This window comes from Streptomyces sp. NBC_01520, from assembly GCF_045040375.1.
Lineage (GTDB): Bacteria > Actinomycetota > Actinomycetes > Streptomycetales > Streptomycetaceae > Streptomyces.
Genome location: NZ_CP109404.1, coordinates 757198 through 774779, shown reverse-complemented (window position 1 = coordinate 774779; position 17582 = coordinate 757198). Strand labels below are relative to the sequence as shown.

Sequence of the window (17582 nt, the reverse complement as noted above, 5' to 3'; positions counted from 1 at the left end):
GTGAGCCGACACCGCTGGAGAAGAACCGGGCGCTGGCGCAGTGGCTGGAGTTTCAGCTGCGGCAGGTTCGCGGGCGGATCCGGGACCTCGAAGCCCAAGAACTCCTGGAGCGTCAGGAGCAGGGGCGGCGGAAGCCGGGGGCCGAAGAGCCGGCCGGGGGCGCCGCGAGGTCGAGGCGAAGCCGTAGCCGCAGCCGCGCACCCCGGACTGGGGCATCAGTGAGGCCGGCACGGGGTCGGTTGTCGAGGTTCACCGCGGTGACTGCTGGGCTGCCGGGAAGGAGCTGCGGGCGATCAGCCGGGAGCGTGCCCTGGCGGAACTCGCCGACGGGGTACCGGCCTGCGACGTGTGCCGCCCGGACAGACCCGTGGGCCTGGCGTGTGAGCAGCTACGGGACTCGGCGGTCGGCGTACAGCTCGGCAAAGGGCTGGCGTGGCCAGCTACGAAGCGGGCTCCGAAGAGTCGGGTGACGCCACAGCGCTCCTCTTGATCGCCGTGTGGGCCACGGCCGAAGCGGAAGAGGCCCAGCGGGTCGCCACGGAGAAGACGCAGGCCCGGCAGATCGCCTACGCCCGCGCCATCGACACAATCGGCCGCGGCGGCCAGGCCGCCCTCGCCCGCCGGGTCGCAAAGAGTGAGCCGACCGTGAAGGACATCACCGACAAGGGGCGTGCACTCATCAAGCAGCAGGCCGACCAGGCCGCCTGACCCGAACACAACCGCACCCCTCGTCCGGCCTGACGCCGGACGGGGGTGCGGCACGTCTACGCCGCCGCGTACGTATGCGCACGCCTCCGCCACTGCCGCATACTCCGGCCGCTCAAGCAGCTGCTCCGCGTCCGGGAGCCCGGCCCGCCGCATGAACTCCACGACGTCCTGGTCCTCGAAGGCGAGTCCGGCGATCTGCCCACGGACGGTGAACCGCCCTTCTTCAGCAGTGCTCGCAGCTGGATCTTGGTCAGCCTTGAAGCTTGCTCGGGGGCGGGTGCGGCGGTCAGCAGGACGCGGGCGATGGGGTGGGTCACGCCTTCACGCCTTCACGCCGTACGCCGACCGCGTCGAGGAAGCCGGGGAAGTACTCGCGCAGGTGCGAAGTGAGTTGTTGCTGGCCTGGGTGCGGTCCCAGACCGTCGGATTGTGTGACCGGTTACGTACGTTGCCGATGGCGAGCGCCAGCGCCCGCCGTCTTCTTCGAGGGCTCGAGCCCGGATCGTCGGTGGGCATTGCGCTGACGTCGGCCACCGGCAGCGGTGCGTAGTGTTCGAGTCCCGGCCACGGCTGATCCTCGCGGGCCCGATCTATCGCCCATGAGATCGTGGGCCGCGAGCGGAGCATCGTCATCGACACCGTCGGGCCTGCTCCTGACCGTACTGGCCACCGCTGCGGGTGTGCAGGACTCGATCGCCGGCCAGACCCTGATCGAACGGGTCGCCGCCGGCCATCCCACCGTCCGCAAGGCCTGGGTCGACGGCGGCTACCGCCAGCACCTCGTCGAGCGCTCAGTGGCGCCCAGAGAATCGAGCGGGCCGATCTCCCGGTGCACTGACCGATCAATTCAAGCCATCCGCAGTCATGTTGAGGACGGATCACGTCGTAACGGCGGGTGGTGGGGGCCGCAGGCCGAAATGCGGACACACCGCCCGCCGAGGTGACCCCAGGCGTTACGTACTTATTTCAAACCATGGTGCAGACCGCAGGTTTTTTCCTTATTACCCATGTACGCGCCAGGAATGATTGGGCCTGATCGATTCTCTTCAAGACCTGGCATGACCACGTAATCTCCCGGCGGCGGGTGAGGAAGTACCTCCCCCACATGTCCGCAAGGAGTCACCGTGCGCGCTCTTGTACGCATATCGCCCCGACTGCGCCGTCACGCACTGAGCACAGCCGTACTGGCTGGAACTCTGGCACTGGCTCCACTCTCCGCCGCGCCGGGCAGCGCCGTCGCCGCATCCTCGACGGCCCTGTCCGCCGAGAAGTGCGAGGAGCCCGCCGGTGCGAGCGCGACCGCCCGCGAGGCGCGCCCCGGCGGGTCCGACCACGCCGCCGAGCCCAACGAGGTGAGCGCCGCCAAGGCCAAGGCCATGGACGCGGACCTCCAGAAGAAGCTGGCGGACCGCCGCATCAACGGCGAGGCCCTCGCGGCCGGGGCGACGATCCCGGTCTACTTCCACGTCATCCACTCCGGGACGACGGGCAAGCTCAGCGCGACGCAGGTCACCAACCAGCTCAACGTCCTCAACGCCGCCTACAGCGGCGCGGGAACCGGCAACACCGACTCCGGCTTCCGTTTCACGCTCGCCGCCACGACCTACACGGACAACGCCTCCTGGTACAACCTGTCCTCCGGCTCCACGGCCGAGAAGGCGATGAAGGGCTCGCTCCGCCAGGGCGGCGCCGGCGCGCTCAACGTGTACAGCGCCAACCTCGGCGGCGGTCTGCTCGGCTGGGCGACCTTCCCGAGCTCGTACAACTCCAACCCGTCCATGGACGGTGTGGTCATCCTCGACACCTCGCTGCCGGGCGGCTCGGCTGCCAACTACGACGAGGGTGACACCGCCACCCACGAGGTCGGCCACTGGATGGGGCTCTACCACACCTTCCAGGGCGGCTGTAACGGAAACGGCGACTACGTCGCCGACACCCCGGCCGAGAAGAGCCCCGCCTACGCGTGCCCGACCGGCCGTGACAGCTGCGCCAGCAAGACCGGCATCGACCCGATCCACAACTTCATGGACTACACGTACGACGCCTGCATGACGCAGTTCACGACGGGCCAGGTGTCGCGCATGAGCGAATACTGGACCGCCTACCGCGCGGGCTGACCGCCCGTCACCGTACGGAACGAGGGCCCCGCGCACGCGCGGGGCCCTCGCTATGTCCGTACAAACCGTCTAGAGCGTGGCCAGGAAACCCAGCGCGACCTTTCAGGTCTGCTCGGCCGCCGCCTCGTCGTAGTCGGGCAGCTCCGGGTCGGTGAACAGATGGACGGCCCCGGGTAGCGGCAGACCTCCACATCGGCGCCGGTCCGCTGCGTCTGGAGATAGCAGGACGTCAGCCAGTCGTGCGACTCGAACGGGTCGGGATCGGCGACATGCAGCTGTACGGGCAGCTTGTCCACCGAGGCACTCTCCGCGATGTCCGAGGCGCCGTGCAACAGCAGCAGCCCGCGCGCCTTCGCGTCACCGAGAGCGAGGGTCTGCGCGGTGGACGCGCCGAAGGAGAAGCCCGCGTACACGAGCCCCTGGTCGGAGCAGGGCGCGGCGGCCAGCACGGCACGCCGCAGCAGCTCGTCCTTGCCCACCTGCTCCTTGAAGGCCATGCCTTCCTCGGCCGAATCAAAGGTGTGCCCCTCGAAGAGATCGGGCACGCACGAAGCACCATGGCTGCCGCACCCGAGGTCCAGCACCCCGCCGGCGACCACGTCGTCGCCGTACTCGTCCTTGAAGGCCCGCGGGCCCCCGCACCCGCCGAAGCCGCCAGGGCGGCTGATGATCGGAAACGCGGGAGGCAAGCCGTCAGGGACTACCGGAACGGGGCAGGCAAATCCGTATTGCTGTCAGTAAGGGCCGAGTCAACCTGCTTCTTTGCCAGGTCCTCCGTGCTCCTTCGCTGGGGTTTGGCGGCATGAGTGCGGACGTAGGCGGCGAGGACGTTGGTGATGGTGGGCTGGTTGCGGCCGGAGTCCTGCATGATCCGCTCCAAGGCGTAGATGCCACTCAGCCGCACGTCCACCTGGTCCTCACCCAGGTTCCCCACCGCCGCCGTATACCGGTCGGTGATCTGCCCCTCCTTGGCCAGCGCCCGGTCATCCCGCGCCTGGGTGTTGGCCTGCTGTGCCTGCTCATTGGCCTGCCTGGTCTGAACGTTCGAATACCACAGACCCACCCACCACCGCCACGACAGCGGCAACCATCACCGTGACCACCAACTCGATCCGGCCGCCCAGTCCAGCGCCTCAGGACGGCCCCTGCTCCCGGGCCGGCGGTCCGGGCAGTGAGGCGGGTGGTGCGGCGTATCCGCGGGCGACGGGCAGGCGTGGGAGGGCATACCCGTATTCGAACCCAACCCCCAACACCAGCGCAGCGATTCGGGTCCATAGAGCCGAGACGACACCGGGACTCTCCCGCCGGCCCGACCGGCGGCTCATCCCGGACTGGTTGCTGCGGTGTCGGCGGCCGGGCCTCGTGCTCGTTCTGCTCGTCGTATGCGGCCCGGGCGTCGGCGACCCCCTGCTCCTACGTCCTCGCGCCACCGGCGTGCGTACGGGCGAGCCGCGCGGCCAGGCCGCGCTGGGTAGCCACCGGCCCGCGGCAGGAGCTCGGTGACGTCCTGGTCCTCGAAGGCGAGTCCGGCGATCCGGCCACGGATGGTGACCCGTCGGCCGCCCGTGGGGGAGGGGCGGTGGATGACTGTCGGTGCACTCATGTATGGGGTGGGTGGTGGGTTGAGGAGGGCGGCGAAACCCTGCCGCCTCAACCACTGAGACTCCACCGACCTTGGCGCGCCAGTTCGGGCGGTCGCTCCCTCTGCCACACTGGGCCAGCCGCTGAAAGCTGCGTTAAGGGGGGTGGGCCGTGGGAGCGGCTTTGGGGCCATGGTGCTCGGTGCGCTGTTCGTAGCGATCGTGCTTGCGCTGACGGGTGCCGTACTTGGCATCCATGGGCTGATCCTTGGTCGAGTCCCCGGTCGCTGGCTACAGCGGCACGTCAAGCAGCCAAGGGTGCGGGGGGCAGGCGTGCTCCTGCTCGTGTGGGGCGCATTCTGGTCTCCGAGTGCCGCAGTTATCGGCGTGGGGCTCGTCGCCATCGGGTGCATACGGACACCGGCGTCCTGAACGGGTCCAGCTGGCGATGACATCAGCGGCTGACACCAACGGGACCATGGTGCATGGTGCCCAGGGAACGACCTCCGCTGGTTGGGGCGTAGCCGCTACCTTTCCGGATGGGCTGCGTAAAGGTCTGCGAGCGGCTTCAGGATGCCGTCGTAGTAGCCGGCCCGGTAGGCGGTCACAGCGGAGGCGTCCGGAATCCCGTTGCCCTGGCGTCCGTCGAACGGGCACGCTTCCGGCATGCGATTCCCCGCCGAAGCCCGCCGCGACGTCCACGTCCGCTACACCCGGCCAAGCTGTATGGGCGGATTCGCATGGTTCACCGTGGACTTCGAGCCGCTCCCGGACGGGCGGCTCGGCTTCGAGTTCGTCAACCCGCTCGGCCCCGAGGACATCGACGCGGAGTGCGCGCAGGCGGTGAGCGACGGGGTACTTCTGTGGCTGATCGGAACAGAACGGAAAGAGCTCTATTCCGTCTACTGCCCGCAGCTCCCCACCGCGAAGGAGCTCGACGCGGGGGTACCCGTCCGCCCGGAGGCCGGCCCGGGGCTCATCGCCCTGCGCGCGGTACTCCGGCACTCACGCGTGCACCCCGTCGACTCACTGCCCCTGGCTCACCGGCGCGCCGGGTGGCGAGCCGCGGACAAGAGCTGGCGGGGCGTGGAGGCGACCGGTGACCCAATGGATCACGCGCCGTAGAGCCGTGCGGTTCATCGGGTCACCGTGAGGTCGCTCCGGCCCACGACGACCTCACCATTGCGCACCGCGGTGCGCCCTCCGAGGGGGAGACAGAGCATCGCCTCGACAGCCTCCGAGGAGATGTCTGTTAGCCGGTCCAGCCCCCGCAGAGCTGACCGGCCCATCCAGTACGACGCGTTCAGATAATTCGTGCAGGCCAAATACTCGCACAACTACGCGAAGGCAGTCCTGGGTACATTCAAGATGCTCATGGACGATGCGGTAGTGAAGTATGAATTCCACGAGGAATCGCCCATCGTGGAGCAGAAGCGGCGGGGCCTGTACAGGAAGAAGCAGGTGCGCCGTGTGAAGAGGCGGCTGTCGACCCGGTCCGTGCACCAGCTGGCCCACAATGCGCACCACGTCCGGGGCTTCGCCGGATGGGCCTACGTCCGGACGATCGCCTTCACCGGGATGCGGTCGCCCGGCGAGATGTTCGCTCTGCAGCGCGGCTACGCCTCGCCGTACTGGCCGGCCTCCGAGCCGGACGACGAGCTGCGCGAGGAGGCCCTCCAGCGGTACGAGTCCCTGCATGCTCTCCGAGTCCAGTACCAGACCTACCGGGCCGACGGTCAGGCGGTGCTGGCCGCACCGAAGTACGACAGCGCCAGGACGTTTGTCCTCCCGCCGTTCCTGCACGAGACGCACCAGGTCCTCCTCGCGTCCCATGACCAGCCGTGGGCCTTCCTGTCGTTGCAGGGCAGCCGCTGCTCTCCACCGACTTCGACAGCACCTACTGGTTTCCGACCGGGACGGTGCCGAGGAGCGGACACCCCGGCCGCGGTACGAGCGGTGGGCGCGGCCTGCGCTGCCGGCGGTCGAGGAGATGGCCGGAGAGGAAATCTACCGGCTGCGGCACTGGCACAAGGCGAAGCTGGACGAGCCAGGCGACATCCCGCGAGTGGCAGTCGAGGAGCGGATGGGCCATGAGCTGCCGGGCGTGGAGGGCACTACAGCGAGGTGACCCTCGCGATGGAGGAGCGGATCGTTGGGTATCTCCAGAGGGTGTGGGAGAAGGAGGTAGTGGGAGCCGGGCTATGGACGCCGCCATTTCCCACTCCCAGACGGCCCCGAGAATTCCTCTCCGCCGCAGTTCAGCGGCCTTCCCATCTTGGAGTACGAGTGATCGTCTGGATCAACGGTGCGTTCGGTGCGGGCAAGACCAGTGCTGCGTGCGAACTGATCGACCTGATCCCGAACAGCACCTTCTACGACCCCGAACTGACCGGCGGGGGACTGCGCCATCTGCTGCCCCAGAAGAAGCTCGCCGAAGTGTCCGACATCCAGGACCTGCCGATCTGGCGGCGCATGGTGGTCGACACGGCGGCCGCGCTGCTCGCAGAGCTTCCCGGAGTGCTCGTGGTGCCGATGACACTGCTGAGGCAGGAGTACCGCGACGAGATCTTCGGCGGACTCGCCTCCCGGCGCATTCCGGTGTGCCATGTACTGCTCTCACCTGAGGAAACGATCCTGCGGAGGCGGATAGCCGGCCGTGAGGAGTTCGCGGGCGATCCCGGGCACAACGAGCGCTCCGGGCAGTGGGCCTACGAACACATCGAGCCTTACCTGGCGGCCCTGGAGTGGATCACCGCGGACGCCCTCACTATCGACACCAGCGCCCTCACCCCGCAGGAGACGGCCGAGCGGATCGCCGAGGCCGTGCGCACCGGAGAGGCCAGGGAGTGCGGCATAGTCCAGACCCCGCAACCGCGCGCGGAGACCGTCGCGTCCGGTGTCCTGCTCTTCGACGAGCAGGACCGGGTCCTGCTCGTCGACCCGACCTACAAACCCGGCTGGGAGTTTCCCGGCGGGGTCGTGGAGCCGGGGGAGGCACCGGCCGAGGCCGGGATCCGGGAGGTCGCCGAGGAGCTGGGGCTCCACCTCCGTATGGTCCCGAAGCTCCTCCTGGTCGACTGGGAGGCGCCGGAGCCGCCCGCGTACGGAGGCCTGCGCTTCCTGTTCGACGGAGGACTCCTGCCCCGCGAGGACGCCGCACAGTTGCTGCTCCCCGGTTCGGAGCTGCGCGGCTGGCGGTTCGTCACCGAGGAGGAGGCGTCCGCCATGCTGCCGCCCACCCGCTTCGAGCGGCTTCGCTGGGCTCTGCGCGCCCGCGAACGGGCCACCGTCCTGAACCTGGAGGCCGGGGTGCCGGTGGGCTGAGGGGCGGCTGCCGGTCACCGGCGGCGTGCCTCAGCCCTCGGTGAGCGGCCACCGGCGGCGCGCCCGTGTACTCGGTGAGCGGATCGCCGTGACCGAAACGGACGGGTGGCCGGGGTGGCCGACCGCCGGAACGGTGTCCTGGCCCGCGCACAGTCCGAGTTGAAGGTGCCCGGTACCACCTGGACCGAAGTGCGGCCCGGGGGAGCGGCCTCCGGCGAGATCCGTGTCGCCGACGTACACACACGAGCAGGCTGACGGCGCCCGGAATTCAGCTCCGGGCGCCGTCAGCCCAAGGCTCGGCGGCGGGGGTCTCAGACCTTCCTGGACTCCGCGTAGTTCCGCAGGAACAGTGCCTCGGCGACGGAGAGGCGCTCGAGCTCCTCGGGGGACACGCTCTCGTTCACCGCGTGGATCTGCGCCTCGGGCTCGCTCAGCCCGATCAGCAGGATCTCCGCCTCCGGGTACAGCCCGGCCAGGGTGTTGCAGAGTGGGATCGAGCCGCCCATACCGGAGGACTGCATCTCCTCGCCCGGATAGGCGACCCGCATGGCCTCGGCCATCGACGTGTACGCAGGGCTGGTGATGTCGGCGCGGAACGGCTGGCCCTGGCCGACCTGTTCGACCGACACCCGGGCGCCCCACGGGGCGTGCGACCGGAGATGGGCGGTCAGCAGCTTCGTCGCCTCGGCGACGTCCTGGCCCGGCGGTACCCGGAGGCTGATCTGCGCCCGTGCGCTCGCCTGCAGCGACGGAGTGGCACCGACCACCGGCGGGCAGTCGATCCCGATGACGGTCACCGCGGGCCGCGCCCAGATGCGGTCGGCCACCGAGCCGGTACCGATCAGCTCCACACCGTCCAGCACCTTGGCGTCCTTGCGGAACTCGCCCACCGGGTACTGCAGTCCGTCCCACTCGGTGTCCGTCGTGAGCCCGTCGACCGTCGTCGTGCCGTCCTCGGCCCGCAGCGACGCCAGCAGATGGATCATCGCGGCCAGCGCGTCCGGGGCTGCGCCGCCGAACTGCCCGGAGTGCAGGTTCCCTTCGAGGGTGTCCAGCTGCACCCGCAGCATCGTCATGCCCCGCAGCGTCGCGGTGACGGTGGGCAGACCGACCCGGAAGTTACCGGTGTCGCCGATGACGATCGTGTCGGCCGCGAGCAGCTCCGGGTGCGCCTCGGCGTACTGTTCCAGGCCGCCCGTCCCCTGCTCCTCGGAACCCTCCGCGATCACCTTGACGGAGACCGGGACACCGCCGTTCGCCTTGAGAGCACGCAGCGCGAGCAGGTGCATGATGAAGCCGCCCTTGCAGTCCGCCGCGCCCCGGCCGAACCAGCGGCCGTCGCGCTCGGTCAGCTCGAACGGCGGGGAGAGCCAGGCGGACTCGTCCAGCGGCGGCTGCACGTCGTAGTGCGCGTAGAGCAGTACGGTCGGCGCACCGGCCGGGCCGGGCAGGAAGCCGTACACCGAACGGGTTCCGTCGGGAGTGTCGAGCAGGGCGACGTCCTGGAAGTCCTCGGCGCGCAGCGCGTCGGCGACCCAGTCGGCCGCCGCCTCGCACTCGCTCTTCGGGAACTGCGCGGGGTCCGCCACCGACCGGAAGGCCACCAGCTCGGTCAGCTCCGCCTTCGCGCGGGGCATCAGCGAGGCAACGGTCTCGGAAATCGGACGGGCGGTCATGGGCACGCTCCTCGTGGGTGCGACGTTAGGACTATGACGCGGTGTGTACGCGACCGTGGGCGACGCCGTGGACGCGGCGTGGCATGTATGACGAAAACATGGCTGATCCTCCCACAGCGGGGCTCGGCCGCAACGCGCCGTAGGATGCCGTGAGCAACTGGGGCCACTGGTCGGGATCGGGAGCAGAAGCACATCGTGAGCAGCGAGAACGCAGACGCCGGACGTGAGCCGGAAGAGTCGTCGTCGGTATGGGACGTCGTCGTGGTCGGCGCGGGTCCGGCGGGAGCTTCCGCGGCATACGCGGCGGCCGTCGCGGGCCGCCGGGTGCTGTTGCTGGAGAAGGCGGAGATTCCCCGCTACAAGACCTGTGGCGGCGGCATCATCGGGTTCTCGCGGGACTCACTGCCCCCCGGGTTCGAACTGCCCCTGAAGGACCGCATCCACGCCGTCACCTTCTCGCTCAACGGGAAGCTGTCCCGCACGCGCAGGTCCAAGCGCATGCTCTTCGGGCTGATCAACCGTCCGGAGTTCGACGCCGGTCTGGTCGAGGAGGCGCAGAAGGCGGGCGCCGAGCTTCGCACGGGTGCCGCGGTGGCACGCGTCGAGCAGCACGGACCCGCCGTGCCGGACCGGCGCACGGTCGCGGTGGTTCTGGCCGACGGCGAGACGGTTCTGGCACGGGCCGTCGTTGGCGCGGACGGCAGTGCGGGGCGCATAGGAGCCCATGTCGGGGTGAAGCTCGACCAGGTGGACCTCGGTCTTGAGGCCGAGATCCCGGTTCCGGCGACGGTGGCCGAGGACTGGGCGGGACGGGTGCTCATCGACTGGGGTCCGCTGCCCGGGAGTTACGGCTGGGTCTTCCCCAAGGGCGACACGCTGACCGTCGGAGTGATCGCGGCGCGTGGCGACGGTGCGGGGACGAAGCGGTATCTGGAGGACTTCATCGGCCGGCTGGGCCTCGCCGGGTTCGAGCCGACGATCTCCTCCGGCCATCTGACGCGCTGCCGCAGCGAGGACTCCCCGCTCTCCCGTGGTCGCGTGGTGGTCTGCGGCGACGCGGCCGGACTGCTGGAGCCGTGGACCAGGGAAGGCATCTCCTTCGCCCTGCGTTCTGGCCGGCTCGCCGGTGAGTGGGCGGTCCGGATCGCGGAATCGCACGACGCGGTCGACGCCCGGCGGCAGGCACTCAACTACGCGTTCGCCATCAAGGCGGGGCTGGGCGTCGAGATGGGTGTCGGCCGGCGCATGCTCAAGCTGTTCGAGCGGCGCCCCGGGATCCTGCACGCGGTGCTGACGGGTTTCCGCCCGGCCTGGAGCGCGTTCGCCGGGATCACCCGGGGGACGACGTCCCTGGCCGAGCTGGTGCGAACGCATCCGCTGGCGCAGCGTGCGCTGTCGGCGATGGATCGCTAACGAGCTCGTGCACGGTAAGCGGTGGGACGTCGATGGGCCGGGGGCCCTCGGTACTCACGTCTGCCGAGCCAGGATCCGGTCTGCGGTCTGTTGGTGGGACAGTAGGCCGGCGATGGCTTGGACGGTGTCGTCCATGTGCTCGCGGCGGCCGAGGTGACGGGCCAGTGCCCGCCAGTTCTTCAGGTGGGCGATTCCGTGCTCGACCCGGATACGGCGTGAGGAATGCGCCTTGCGCTGGCGCTCGTGCATCTCCTCGTACCAGTCCGGGGCGTTCTTCTTGAACTTGCGGTGCGGGGGCGTCACGACGCGGCCGCCGGTCTGTGCTCCGAGTCCCTGGTAGCCGGCATCGGCGAGGATCTCGACCGCCGGCCCGTCGGCCAGGAGCTTGACCAGCCCTAACTCGCGGGCGTGGGTGATGTCCGCGCAGCTTCCGGGTCTGGTCGGGCTGCAGAACAGTAGTCGCCCGTCCCCGTCGGTGAAGACCATGGCCTTCACGGCGTTCTGCTTGTTCTTGCCGGAGATGAACTTGTCCCGGTCCTTGCGGCCGACGGCCGGGCGGCGGACCCGGATCTCGGTGCCGTCGATGATGCCGGTCTTCCCGGCCTGGCCGAGATGCTCCACGACCTCGGCCAGGGAACGCAGCCGTACGCCGGGGCTGACGGTGCACCCTCGCTCGGCGAGCAGGGGCCGCACCTCACCGACAGCCCGGGTGACGGTCGAGCGGTCCACACCGAACCAGCAGGCCAGCACATCATGAGTAACCCCATGGCGAAGGTGCACCAGCGTGGCCAGGAGCCGGTCGACGAACACCATCTGGTGCTTCGCACCAGCGCCCACGGCACGCTTCCGCTGCCTGGACGCAAGCCTGGCCTGGTGCCGCTCATGCCACAACGGGCCGACTTCGGCCACGAGTTCAGCAATCACAGCGGCCGATAAGCCCGTGATCCTCCGGTCGCTGATGATCGCCCTTCGCGTCACGTTCCCCACCACGCAGCCATGATCGCCGATCCGCGCTCGACGTCCCACCGCTTACCGTGCACGAGCTCGTTAGACCGGTGGGGCTGTCGGCGCCGACGGGTCGGTGAGGCCGGTGAGGCCGGTGAGGCCGGTGGGATCGCTGAGGTCTCCGGAATGCTGCGGTCTTGGGGGCGCCGGAGCCCTGGGGACTCCTGCAGCCGTCGGGACTCCTGGGGCTGCTGCACCTGTTGAGGTTCCCGGAGCTGCTGAGGCTGTCGACTCTCGGGTTGTCGAGGTCGTTGGGCGCATGGGGTCGCTGTGACCGCCGGTCTCCTGAACGTGGTCAGCGCTCGATGCTGATCCGGAAGACCGGATGGTCGGGGCAGGCGGCCAGAAGTGCCGCGTCGGTGGACTTCGCGGTGATGCCCTGGAAGTACTGGTTGACCTCCCAGCCCCAGCGGTCGAGGTAGGCGCGGACGATCAGCATCTTCTGCTCGTCGTCCGCGATCTCCTGTGCGGTGAACGTACGGACCTTCCGGCCCACCCGCAGCTCCCCGCCGCCCGCCACGCGCATGTTGCGCACCCACTGCGAGTGGCCGCGGGCGGAGACCAGGTACTGCACGCCCTCGTAGGTGTGGGGGTTCACCGGGATGCGCTGCATCTGTCCGCTTTTCCGGCCCCGCACGGACATCTCGGCGGTGCCGAGGAGGCTGAAGCCGTGGCGGGCGAGCCAGCCGATCGCGCTGTTCATCCGGACGGTGAACGCGTTGCCCTGTCGGTAGTACGGCGAGTGCGACTGTTGCGGCATGAGGACTTCCTTCGATTGAGAGAGCGCTGCTCTCGCTTGAGAGCAGTGTGCACGAGATCGGTGGTCGAAATCAAGAGCACTGCTCTCGTTATTGGTCGGTGCTCCGATTTCATGGCAGACTCCTCCCATGAGCACCATCAGGGGAGCCAGGGAACGCGCCCGTATCGAGGTCACCGCCGCCATCAAGGACGAGGCCAGGAAGCAGCTCGCCGCGGAAGGCGCCGCGAAGCTCTCCCTCCGAGCGGTGGCGCGCGAGCTGGGCATGGTCTCCTCCGCGCTCTACCGCTACTTCCCCAGCCGTGACGACCTGCTCACGGCCCTCATCGTCGACGCCTACGACGCGGTCGGCGCGACCGCGGAGGCCGCCCGCGCGACCCCCGCCGGATCGACCGGCCCCCACCCCGCCCGCTGGACCGCGGTCACGTGTGCCGTGCGGGACTGGGCGCTCGCCCACCCCCATGAGTACGCGCTGATCTACGGCTCGCCCGTCCCCGGATACACCGCCCCGCAGGACACCGTCGGCCCCGCGTCCCGTGTGGGCCTCGTCCTCATCGGGCTGGCACGCGACGCCTACCTCACCGACGGTCTGGCCGCCCCGCCGCCGTTCCCCGAGCTGCGCTCCGAAGCCGAACGCATCGCGGCCGACATCGTCCCAGATCTCCCACCGACCGTCGCACTGGCGCTCGTCGCGGCCTGGGCGCAGCTCTTCGGGCTGATCTCCTTCGAGGTCTTCGGCCAGTTCACCCGCGTCGTCGAGGAACGGGAGCTGTTCTTCCGGCGGGCCACCCACGAACTCGCCCGCTCGGTCGGCCTCCTGGACGGCCGGGCCGCGGGAAGTACGGGAGCCGCCGGAGGTCCCGGCGCGAGTGACTCGACGTCCTGACGTGCGCCCGCGCCCCCGGGAGGCACCCCGCCCCGCGAGGACTCCGGGCCCGTATTCCCCGGGGAGTACGCCCGACCACCCCGCCCGGCTGACGCCCCGCAGGGGCACGCACGTCTAGCGTGGCGGGTATGGACGAGCGGCGACGGTACAGCGGCACGGGCCCCGGCCGGGGCCCGGCAGGCCCCTGGGGTGATCACGGTCCGCCACGGTGGCCGGCCACCGCCGGGCGGGCGGGACACGGCGGCCGGCTGCCCTGGGCCTCGACCGTCGTGCTCGGCGTGTTCGTGATGGTGGGGACGAACATCGCGGCACACGGCCAGGACCGTGAGCCGGTCGGCGTCCTCGCCCGGCTGCTGTTGGTCGCCGCGGTGGCCGTACTCCTCCTGCGCCACCGGCGCCCCGTCCTGGCCGTCGCCGCGACCTCCGCCGTGACGCTCGTCTATCTCGGACTGGGCTACCCGTACGGCCCGGTCTTCCTCGCCGTCGCGGTGGGCTGTTTCAGTGCCATCGTGTCGGGGCACCGCAAGGCCGCATGGTGGTCGCTGGGCGCGCTGTGGGCGGGCCACGCACTCGTGTCGCACTGGCTGTACCGGTGGCTGCCGCCCTCCGGCGACACCGCGGCGCCCTGGGGGCAGGAGGCGTTCGTCACCGCCTGGGTCGCGGCGATCGTGGCGGCGGCGGAGCTCCTCCGGGTACGCCGTGAGCAGTGGGCGGCTGCCCGGGCGGAGCGGGAGGCCGCGGAGAAGCGGCGGGCGGACGAGGAGCGGCTGCGCATGGCACGCGAGCTCCACGACGTCCTGGCGCACAGCATCTCCGTCATCAACGTCCAGGCCGGCGTCGGACTGGCCCTCCTCGACTCCGACCCCGAACAGGCCCGCACAGCCCTGACCACCATCAAATCGGCCAGCAAGGAGGCGCTCGGCGAAGTGCGCCAGGTCCTCGAGAACCTCCGTACCCCCGGCGACGCGCCCCGCGCCCCGGCCCCGGGCCTCGACCGGCTGCCCGAGCTGGTCGACCAGGCCGCCGGAGCGGGCCTGGCCGTGACCGTCGAGACGGACGGCACCCGCGGGGCCGTTCCGCCCGGCACCGATCTGGCGGCCTTCCGCGTCGTGCAGGAGGCCCTGACGAACGTCGTGCGGCACTCCGGATCGCGTACCGCGCGGGTCCGTATCGAGTACGGCAGCGACCGCATCCTGCTCCGTGTCGACGACGGGGGACCTGCCACCGGCGGCGACGCGGGAGGCAGCGGCAACGGACTTGTCGGGATGCGTGAGCGGGCCGCGGCCCTGGGAGGCACGATCGACGCGGGGACGCGTCCCGACGGAGGGTTCCGGGTCACCGCGGAACTCCCGTTGCGTCCCGGCCGGCGAGCCCCGGCCGAGGCGCGGGTGGACGACGGGACGGAGGAGGCACCGTGATCCGCGTACTGCTCGCCGACGACCAGCTGCTTGTCCGCGCAGGCTTCCGGGCACTGCTGGACGCCCAGCCGGACATCGAGGTGGTGGGCGAGGCCGCCGACGGCGAGGAGGCCGTGCGCCTGGTGCGTGAGCTCCGGCCCGGCACGGTGCTCATGGACATCCGGATGCCGCTGCTGGACGGCCTTGCGGCAACCCGGGAGATCACCGGCGATCCCGCGCTGAGCGAGGTGAAGGTGGTCATGCTCACCACCTTCGAACTCGACGAGTACGTCTTCGAGGCCATCCGGTCCGGGGCCTCCGGCTTCCTGGTCAAGGACACCGAACCCGACGAACTGCTGCGGGCGGTACGTGCGGTGGTGGGCGGTGACGCCCTGCTCTCGCCCGGAGTGACGCGACGGCTGATCGCGGAGTTCGCCGCCCGTTCCAAGGAGCCCGCGGCTGCGACAGCACTGGACGAACTGACCGAACGGGAGCGGGAGGTGATGGCCCTGGTCGGGATCGGACTCACCAACGAGGAGATCGCGCGCAGGCTCGTCGTCAGCCCTCTGACCGCCAAGACCCACGTCAGCCGCGCCATGGTGAAGCTGGGCGCCCGCGACCGGGCCCAGCTCGTGGTGCTCGCCTACGAATCGGGGCTCGTCCGGCCCGGCTGGCTCGACTGAGCGGCCGGCGCACGGCGCGCCTCCGGGAAGTGCCGGGAGAGGGCGTCACGGCTCCACGCGTACGAGCCGAACGGGCGGGAACGACACTTCGCAGCTCTGCCGGTGTGCGGACGTGGCAGCGAACAAGCCCGAGCGGGCACTCGTAGACGAGGGGTACGGCATCCTCGGGCCAGGTCGTTCGCGTACGCCCCGGCGCCCCCGCCGCCCGCCGGTCCGGAAGACCGCCGGTCCGGAAGACCGGCGCGGGCGTGCCCCGGGAGGGTCAGGCGCCCTGCGGGTGGGCGGAGTGCTCGCGGCCCGTGCGGCGTACCAGGCGGGTGAACCAGCCCAGTGCGCAGGCCTGCGCAAGTACGGACACGATCAGCGCGAGATAGACGAACCAGACGGGTCCACCCGACTCCGCCCCGGCCATGGAACCGCCGACGAGGAAGAGGAACACGGTCGGTGCCGCGAGGAAGAACACCCAGACCCCGGCGAACGAGGCGTCGTCGTGTGCCACGAACAGCGTGTCCACCGCGACGAACACGACAGCCGCCAGGACGAGCCCGAGGTAGACCCGCGAAGCCGTGTTGGCGAAGGTCAGCCGCGCCAGCGTACGCAGTCGCTTGTTCGTCATCTGGTGACTCATGTCCCGCTCCTCGTGGTCGTTGATGCTTCCATCGTGCGCCCGGGGATCGGTCGGTGCCTGAGTACGGCTACTCAATCGCTCAGGTGTGCGCAACGTTCCGCGCGCCGTAGCCCAGTACGGCCGCGGTCGCGGCGAGCACAGCCACGGTGGTGAGGGCCACCGGCAAGGAGAACCAGTCGGCCATGAAGCCGATCACCGGCGGTCCCAGCAGCATCCCGCCGTAGCCGAGCGTCGACGCCGCTGCCACTCCGCTCGGGCCGGCCAGCGCCCCGGCCCGGCCGACGGCGACGGGAAAGATGTTGGCCAGTCCCAGACCGGCCACGGCGAAGCCGAGCAGGGCGAGCCAGACGGTGGGTGCGAGCGCCCCGAACAGCATGCCCGCCGCGGCTGTGACCCCGCCCGCCACGAGCGTGCGGGTCTGCCCGAACCGTTCGAGGAGTGTGGTGCCCGTGAGCCTGCCGATCGCCATGGTCAGGGCGAACAGGGAGTAGCCCGCGGCGGCCAGGCCGGGATCGGCGTGCAGGTCCTGCGTGAGGTGGAGCGCGCCCCACTCCGCGAGCGCGCCCTCGCCGTACGCGGTGCAGAGGGCGATGACGCCGAACAGGATCACGATCCGGCGGGCGCGGCTGCTCATCCGCCGCGGATGCGCCGGTGCCCTCACCGGCTCCCGCCCGGCGGCGGCACCGGGCGCCGAGCTGTGGCGCAGGAGCACGGGTCCGGTGACCGCGGTGACGACCAGTCCGATACCGGCCAGCGCGAAGAGGTGGGTCGAGGCGGAGAGGCTGCCCGCGACCAGCCCGCCGAGTCCGGCTCCCGTCATGCCGCCCAGGCTGAACGCGGCGTGGAAGCTCGGCATCACGGGGCGGCGCAGCGCCGTGACCAGATCGACGGCGGCACTGTTCGCCGCCACGTTCATGCCCCCGTACGCGGCGCCGAACAGCAGAAGTACGAGGCCGAGGGAGGGTGCCGAATGCGTCTGCGCGGGAAGGGCGATGCTCAGTGGCAGCAGCACACCGCAGACCACGGTGACGGCGTGGCTGCCGTAGCGACGGCAGAGCCGGCCGGTGAGCATCATGGTGATCACCGCACCCGCCGACACGCCCAGCAGGGCGAGCCCCAGGGTGGAGGCGGTCGCCCCGGTCTGGTGCTTGATGGCCGGGATACGGACCACCCAGCCGGCGAAGAGGAACCCGTCGAGGGCGAAGAATATGGTCAGCGCAGTACGCAGGCGGGCCGACGAGGGTGGGGCGGTGTCTCCGCCAGGTTCCCCCGATAGGGCCGTCCGCAGTTTGTTTAGTTGCGGCACAAACTCAGCATAGGGGCGCGCGGACGACGTACGCAAGACGGCTGCCGCCGATGACGTGCCGGTGAACGGTACGGGACCCCGGAGCGTCGGCAGCGGCTCCGG

At 70.3% G+C, this 17582-nt stretch carries 17 protein-coding genes and 2 pseudogenes; 11 read left to right on the top strand and 8 right to left on the bottom strand.

The features are described from left to right. Positions 1-214: 214 nt before the first annotated feature. The 4 genes and pseudogenes from OG524_RS03475 (at position 215) to OG524_RS03460 (ending at position 2825) form a co-directional block, all read left to right on the top strand. Positions 215-490, top strand: coding sequence for a DUF6233 domain-containing protein (locus tag OG524_RS03475; protein ID WP_405812419.1), 276 nt, complete (start codon positions 215-217; stop codon positions 488-490). Further along, positions 433-708: a hypothetical protein gene (locus OG524_RS03470; RefSeq protein WP_405392414.1), complete on the top strand. Its 276-nt coding sequence runs from the start codon at positions 433-435 to the stop codon at positions 706-708. Before OG524_RS03475 ends, OG524_RS03470 begins: the two co-directional genes overlap by 58 nt. Before the next feature lie 601 nt (positions 709-1309). Beyond that, positions 1310-1502 (top strand): annotated as a pseudogene (locus OG524_RS03465) (IS5/IS1182 family transposase); the annotation flags it as partial. A gap of 330 nt (positions 1503-1832) precedes the next feature. Then, the gene (locus OG524_RS03460) at positions 1833-2825 is read left to right on the top strand and encodes a zinc metalloprotease (protein ID WP_405392415.1); all 993 of its coding nucleotides are present in this window, start codon (positions 1833-1835) and stop codon (positions 2823-2825) included. A 102-nt stretch (positions 2826-2927) separates the two neighbouring features. Here the strand turns inward: OG524_RS03460 and OG524_RS03455 are convergent. The 3 genes and pseudogenes from OG524_RS03455 to OG524_RS03445 form a co-directional block, all read right to left on the bottom strand. Then, positions 2928-3424, bottom strand: a pseudogene (locus OG524_RS03455) (dienelactone hydrolase family protein). 101 nt (positions 3425-3525) lie between these two features. Beyond that, positions 3526-3888 (bottom strand): hypothetical protein, encoded by a 363-nt coding sequence (locus OG524_RS03450; protein WP_405809014.1) that lies wholly within the window; start codon positions 3886-3888, stop codon positions 3526-3528. A 1044-nt stretch (positions 3889-4932) separates the two neighbouring features. Further along, on the bottom strand, positions 4933-5073 hold the full coding sequence (locus OG524_RS03445; RefSeq protein WP_405392418.1) for a hypothetical protein: 141 nt from the start codon (positions 5071-5073) through the stop codon (positions 4933-4935). On the opposite strand from OG524_RS03445, the gene OG524_RS03440 reads away from it, so the two are divergent. From OG524_RS03440 to OG524_RS03430, 3 genes are all read left to right on the top strand, one after another. Further along, a complete protein-coding gene (locus tag OG524_RS03440; protein WP_405392419.1) occupies positions 5072-5530 on the top strand; it encodes a hypothetical protein in 459 nt (152 codons plus the stop codon). The two genes, OG524_RS03445 and OG524_RS03440, sit on opposite strands and share 2 nt — an antisense overlap. Positions 5531-6395: 865 nt before the next feature. Then, complete coding sequence (locus OG524_RS03435; protein ID WP_405809012.1) at positions 6396-6533, top strand: hypothetical protein; 138 nt, start codon at positions 6396-6398, stop codon at positions 6531-6533. A 158-nt stretch (positions 6534-6691) separates the two neighbouring features. Continuing rightward, positions 6692-7729, top strand: a complete 1038-nt coding sequence (locus OG524_RS03430) for an NUDIX domain-containing protein (protein ID WP_405809010.1) — start codon at positions 6692-6694, stop codon at positions 7727-7729. 311 nt (positions 7730-8040) lie between these two features. On the opposite strand, the gene OG524_RS03425 is transcribed toward OG524_RS03430, so the two are convergent. After that, positions 8041-9405 (bottom strand): dipeptidase, encoded by a 1365-nt coding sequence (locus OG524_RS03425; RefSeq protein ID WP_405809008.1) that lies wholly within the window; start codon positions 9403-9405, stop codon positions 8041-8043. A 195-nt stretch (positions 9406-9600) separates the two neighbouring features. On the opposite strand from OG524_RS03425, the gene OG524_RS03420 reads away from it, so the two are divergent. Continuing rightward, positions 9601-10818: a geranylgeranyl reductase family protein gene (locus OG524_RS03420; protein ID WP_405392423.1), complete on the top strand. Its 1218-nt coding sequence runs from the start codon at positions 9601-9603 to the stop codon at positions 10816-10818. 54 nt (positions 10819-10872) lie between these two features. On the opposite strand, the gene OG524_RS03415 is transcribed toward OG524_RS03420, so the two are convergent. Next, positions 10873-11655, bottom strand: a complete 783-nt coding sequence (locus OG524_RS03415; RefSeq protein ID WP_405809005.1) for a transposase family protein — start codon at positions 11653-11655, stop codon at positions 10873-10875. A gap of 463 nt (positions 11656-12118) precedes the next feature. After that, entirely contained in the window at positions 12119-12583 is a 465-nt protein-coding gene (locus tag OG524_RS03410; RefSeq protein ID WP_405809004.1) for a nitroreductase/quinone reductase family protein, read from the bottom strand. Between the two features lie 127 nt (positions 12584-12710). Between OG524_RS03410 and OG524_RS03405 the strand changes: the two genes are divergently transcribed. The 3 genes from OG524_RS03405 (at position 12711) to OG524_RS03395 (ending at position 15546) form a co-directional block, all read left to right on the top strand. After that, positions 12711-13466 (top strand): TetR/AcrR family transcriptional regulator, encoded by a 756-nt coding sequence (locus OG524_RS03405; protein WP_405809002.1) that lies wholly within the window; start codon positions 12711-12713, stop codon positions 13464-13466. A gap of 128 nt (positions 13467-13594) precedes the next feature. Next, positions 13595-14884 (top strand): sensor histidine kinase, encoded by a 1290-nt coding sequence (locus tag OG524_RS03400; protein WP_405392467.1) that lies wholly within the window; start codon positions 13595-13597, stop codon positions 14882-14884. After that, positions 14881-15546, top strand: coding sequence for a response regulator (locus OG524_RS03395; protein ID WP_405808999.1), 666 nt, complete (start codon positions 14881-14883; stop codon positions 15544-15546). The genes OG524_RS03400 and OG524_RS03395 overlap by 4 nt, the downstream gene beginning before the upstream one ends. Positions 15547-15808: 262 nt before the next feature. Here OG524_RS03395 and OG524_RS03390 read toward each other — a convergent pair whose 3' ends face one another. Both OG524_RS03390 and OG524_RS03385 read right to left on the bottom strand, forming a co-directional pair. After that, positions 15809-16174: an SCO4225 family membrane protein gene (locus tag OG524_RS03390; protein ID WP_405808997.1), complete on the bottom strand. Its 366-nt coding sequence runs from the start codon at positions 16172-16174 to the stop codon at positions 15809-15811. Between the two features lie 79 nt (positions 16175-16253). Next, positions 16254-17480: an MFS transporter gene (locus OG524_RS03385; protein WP_405808995.1), complete on the bottom strand. Its 1227-nt coding sequence runs from the start codon at positions 17478-17480 to the stop codon at positions 16254-16256. Between the last annotated feature and the right edge of the window lie 102 nt (positions 17481-17582).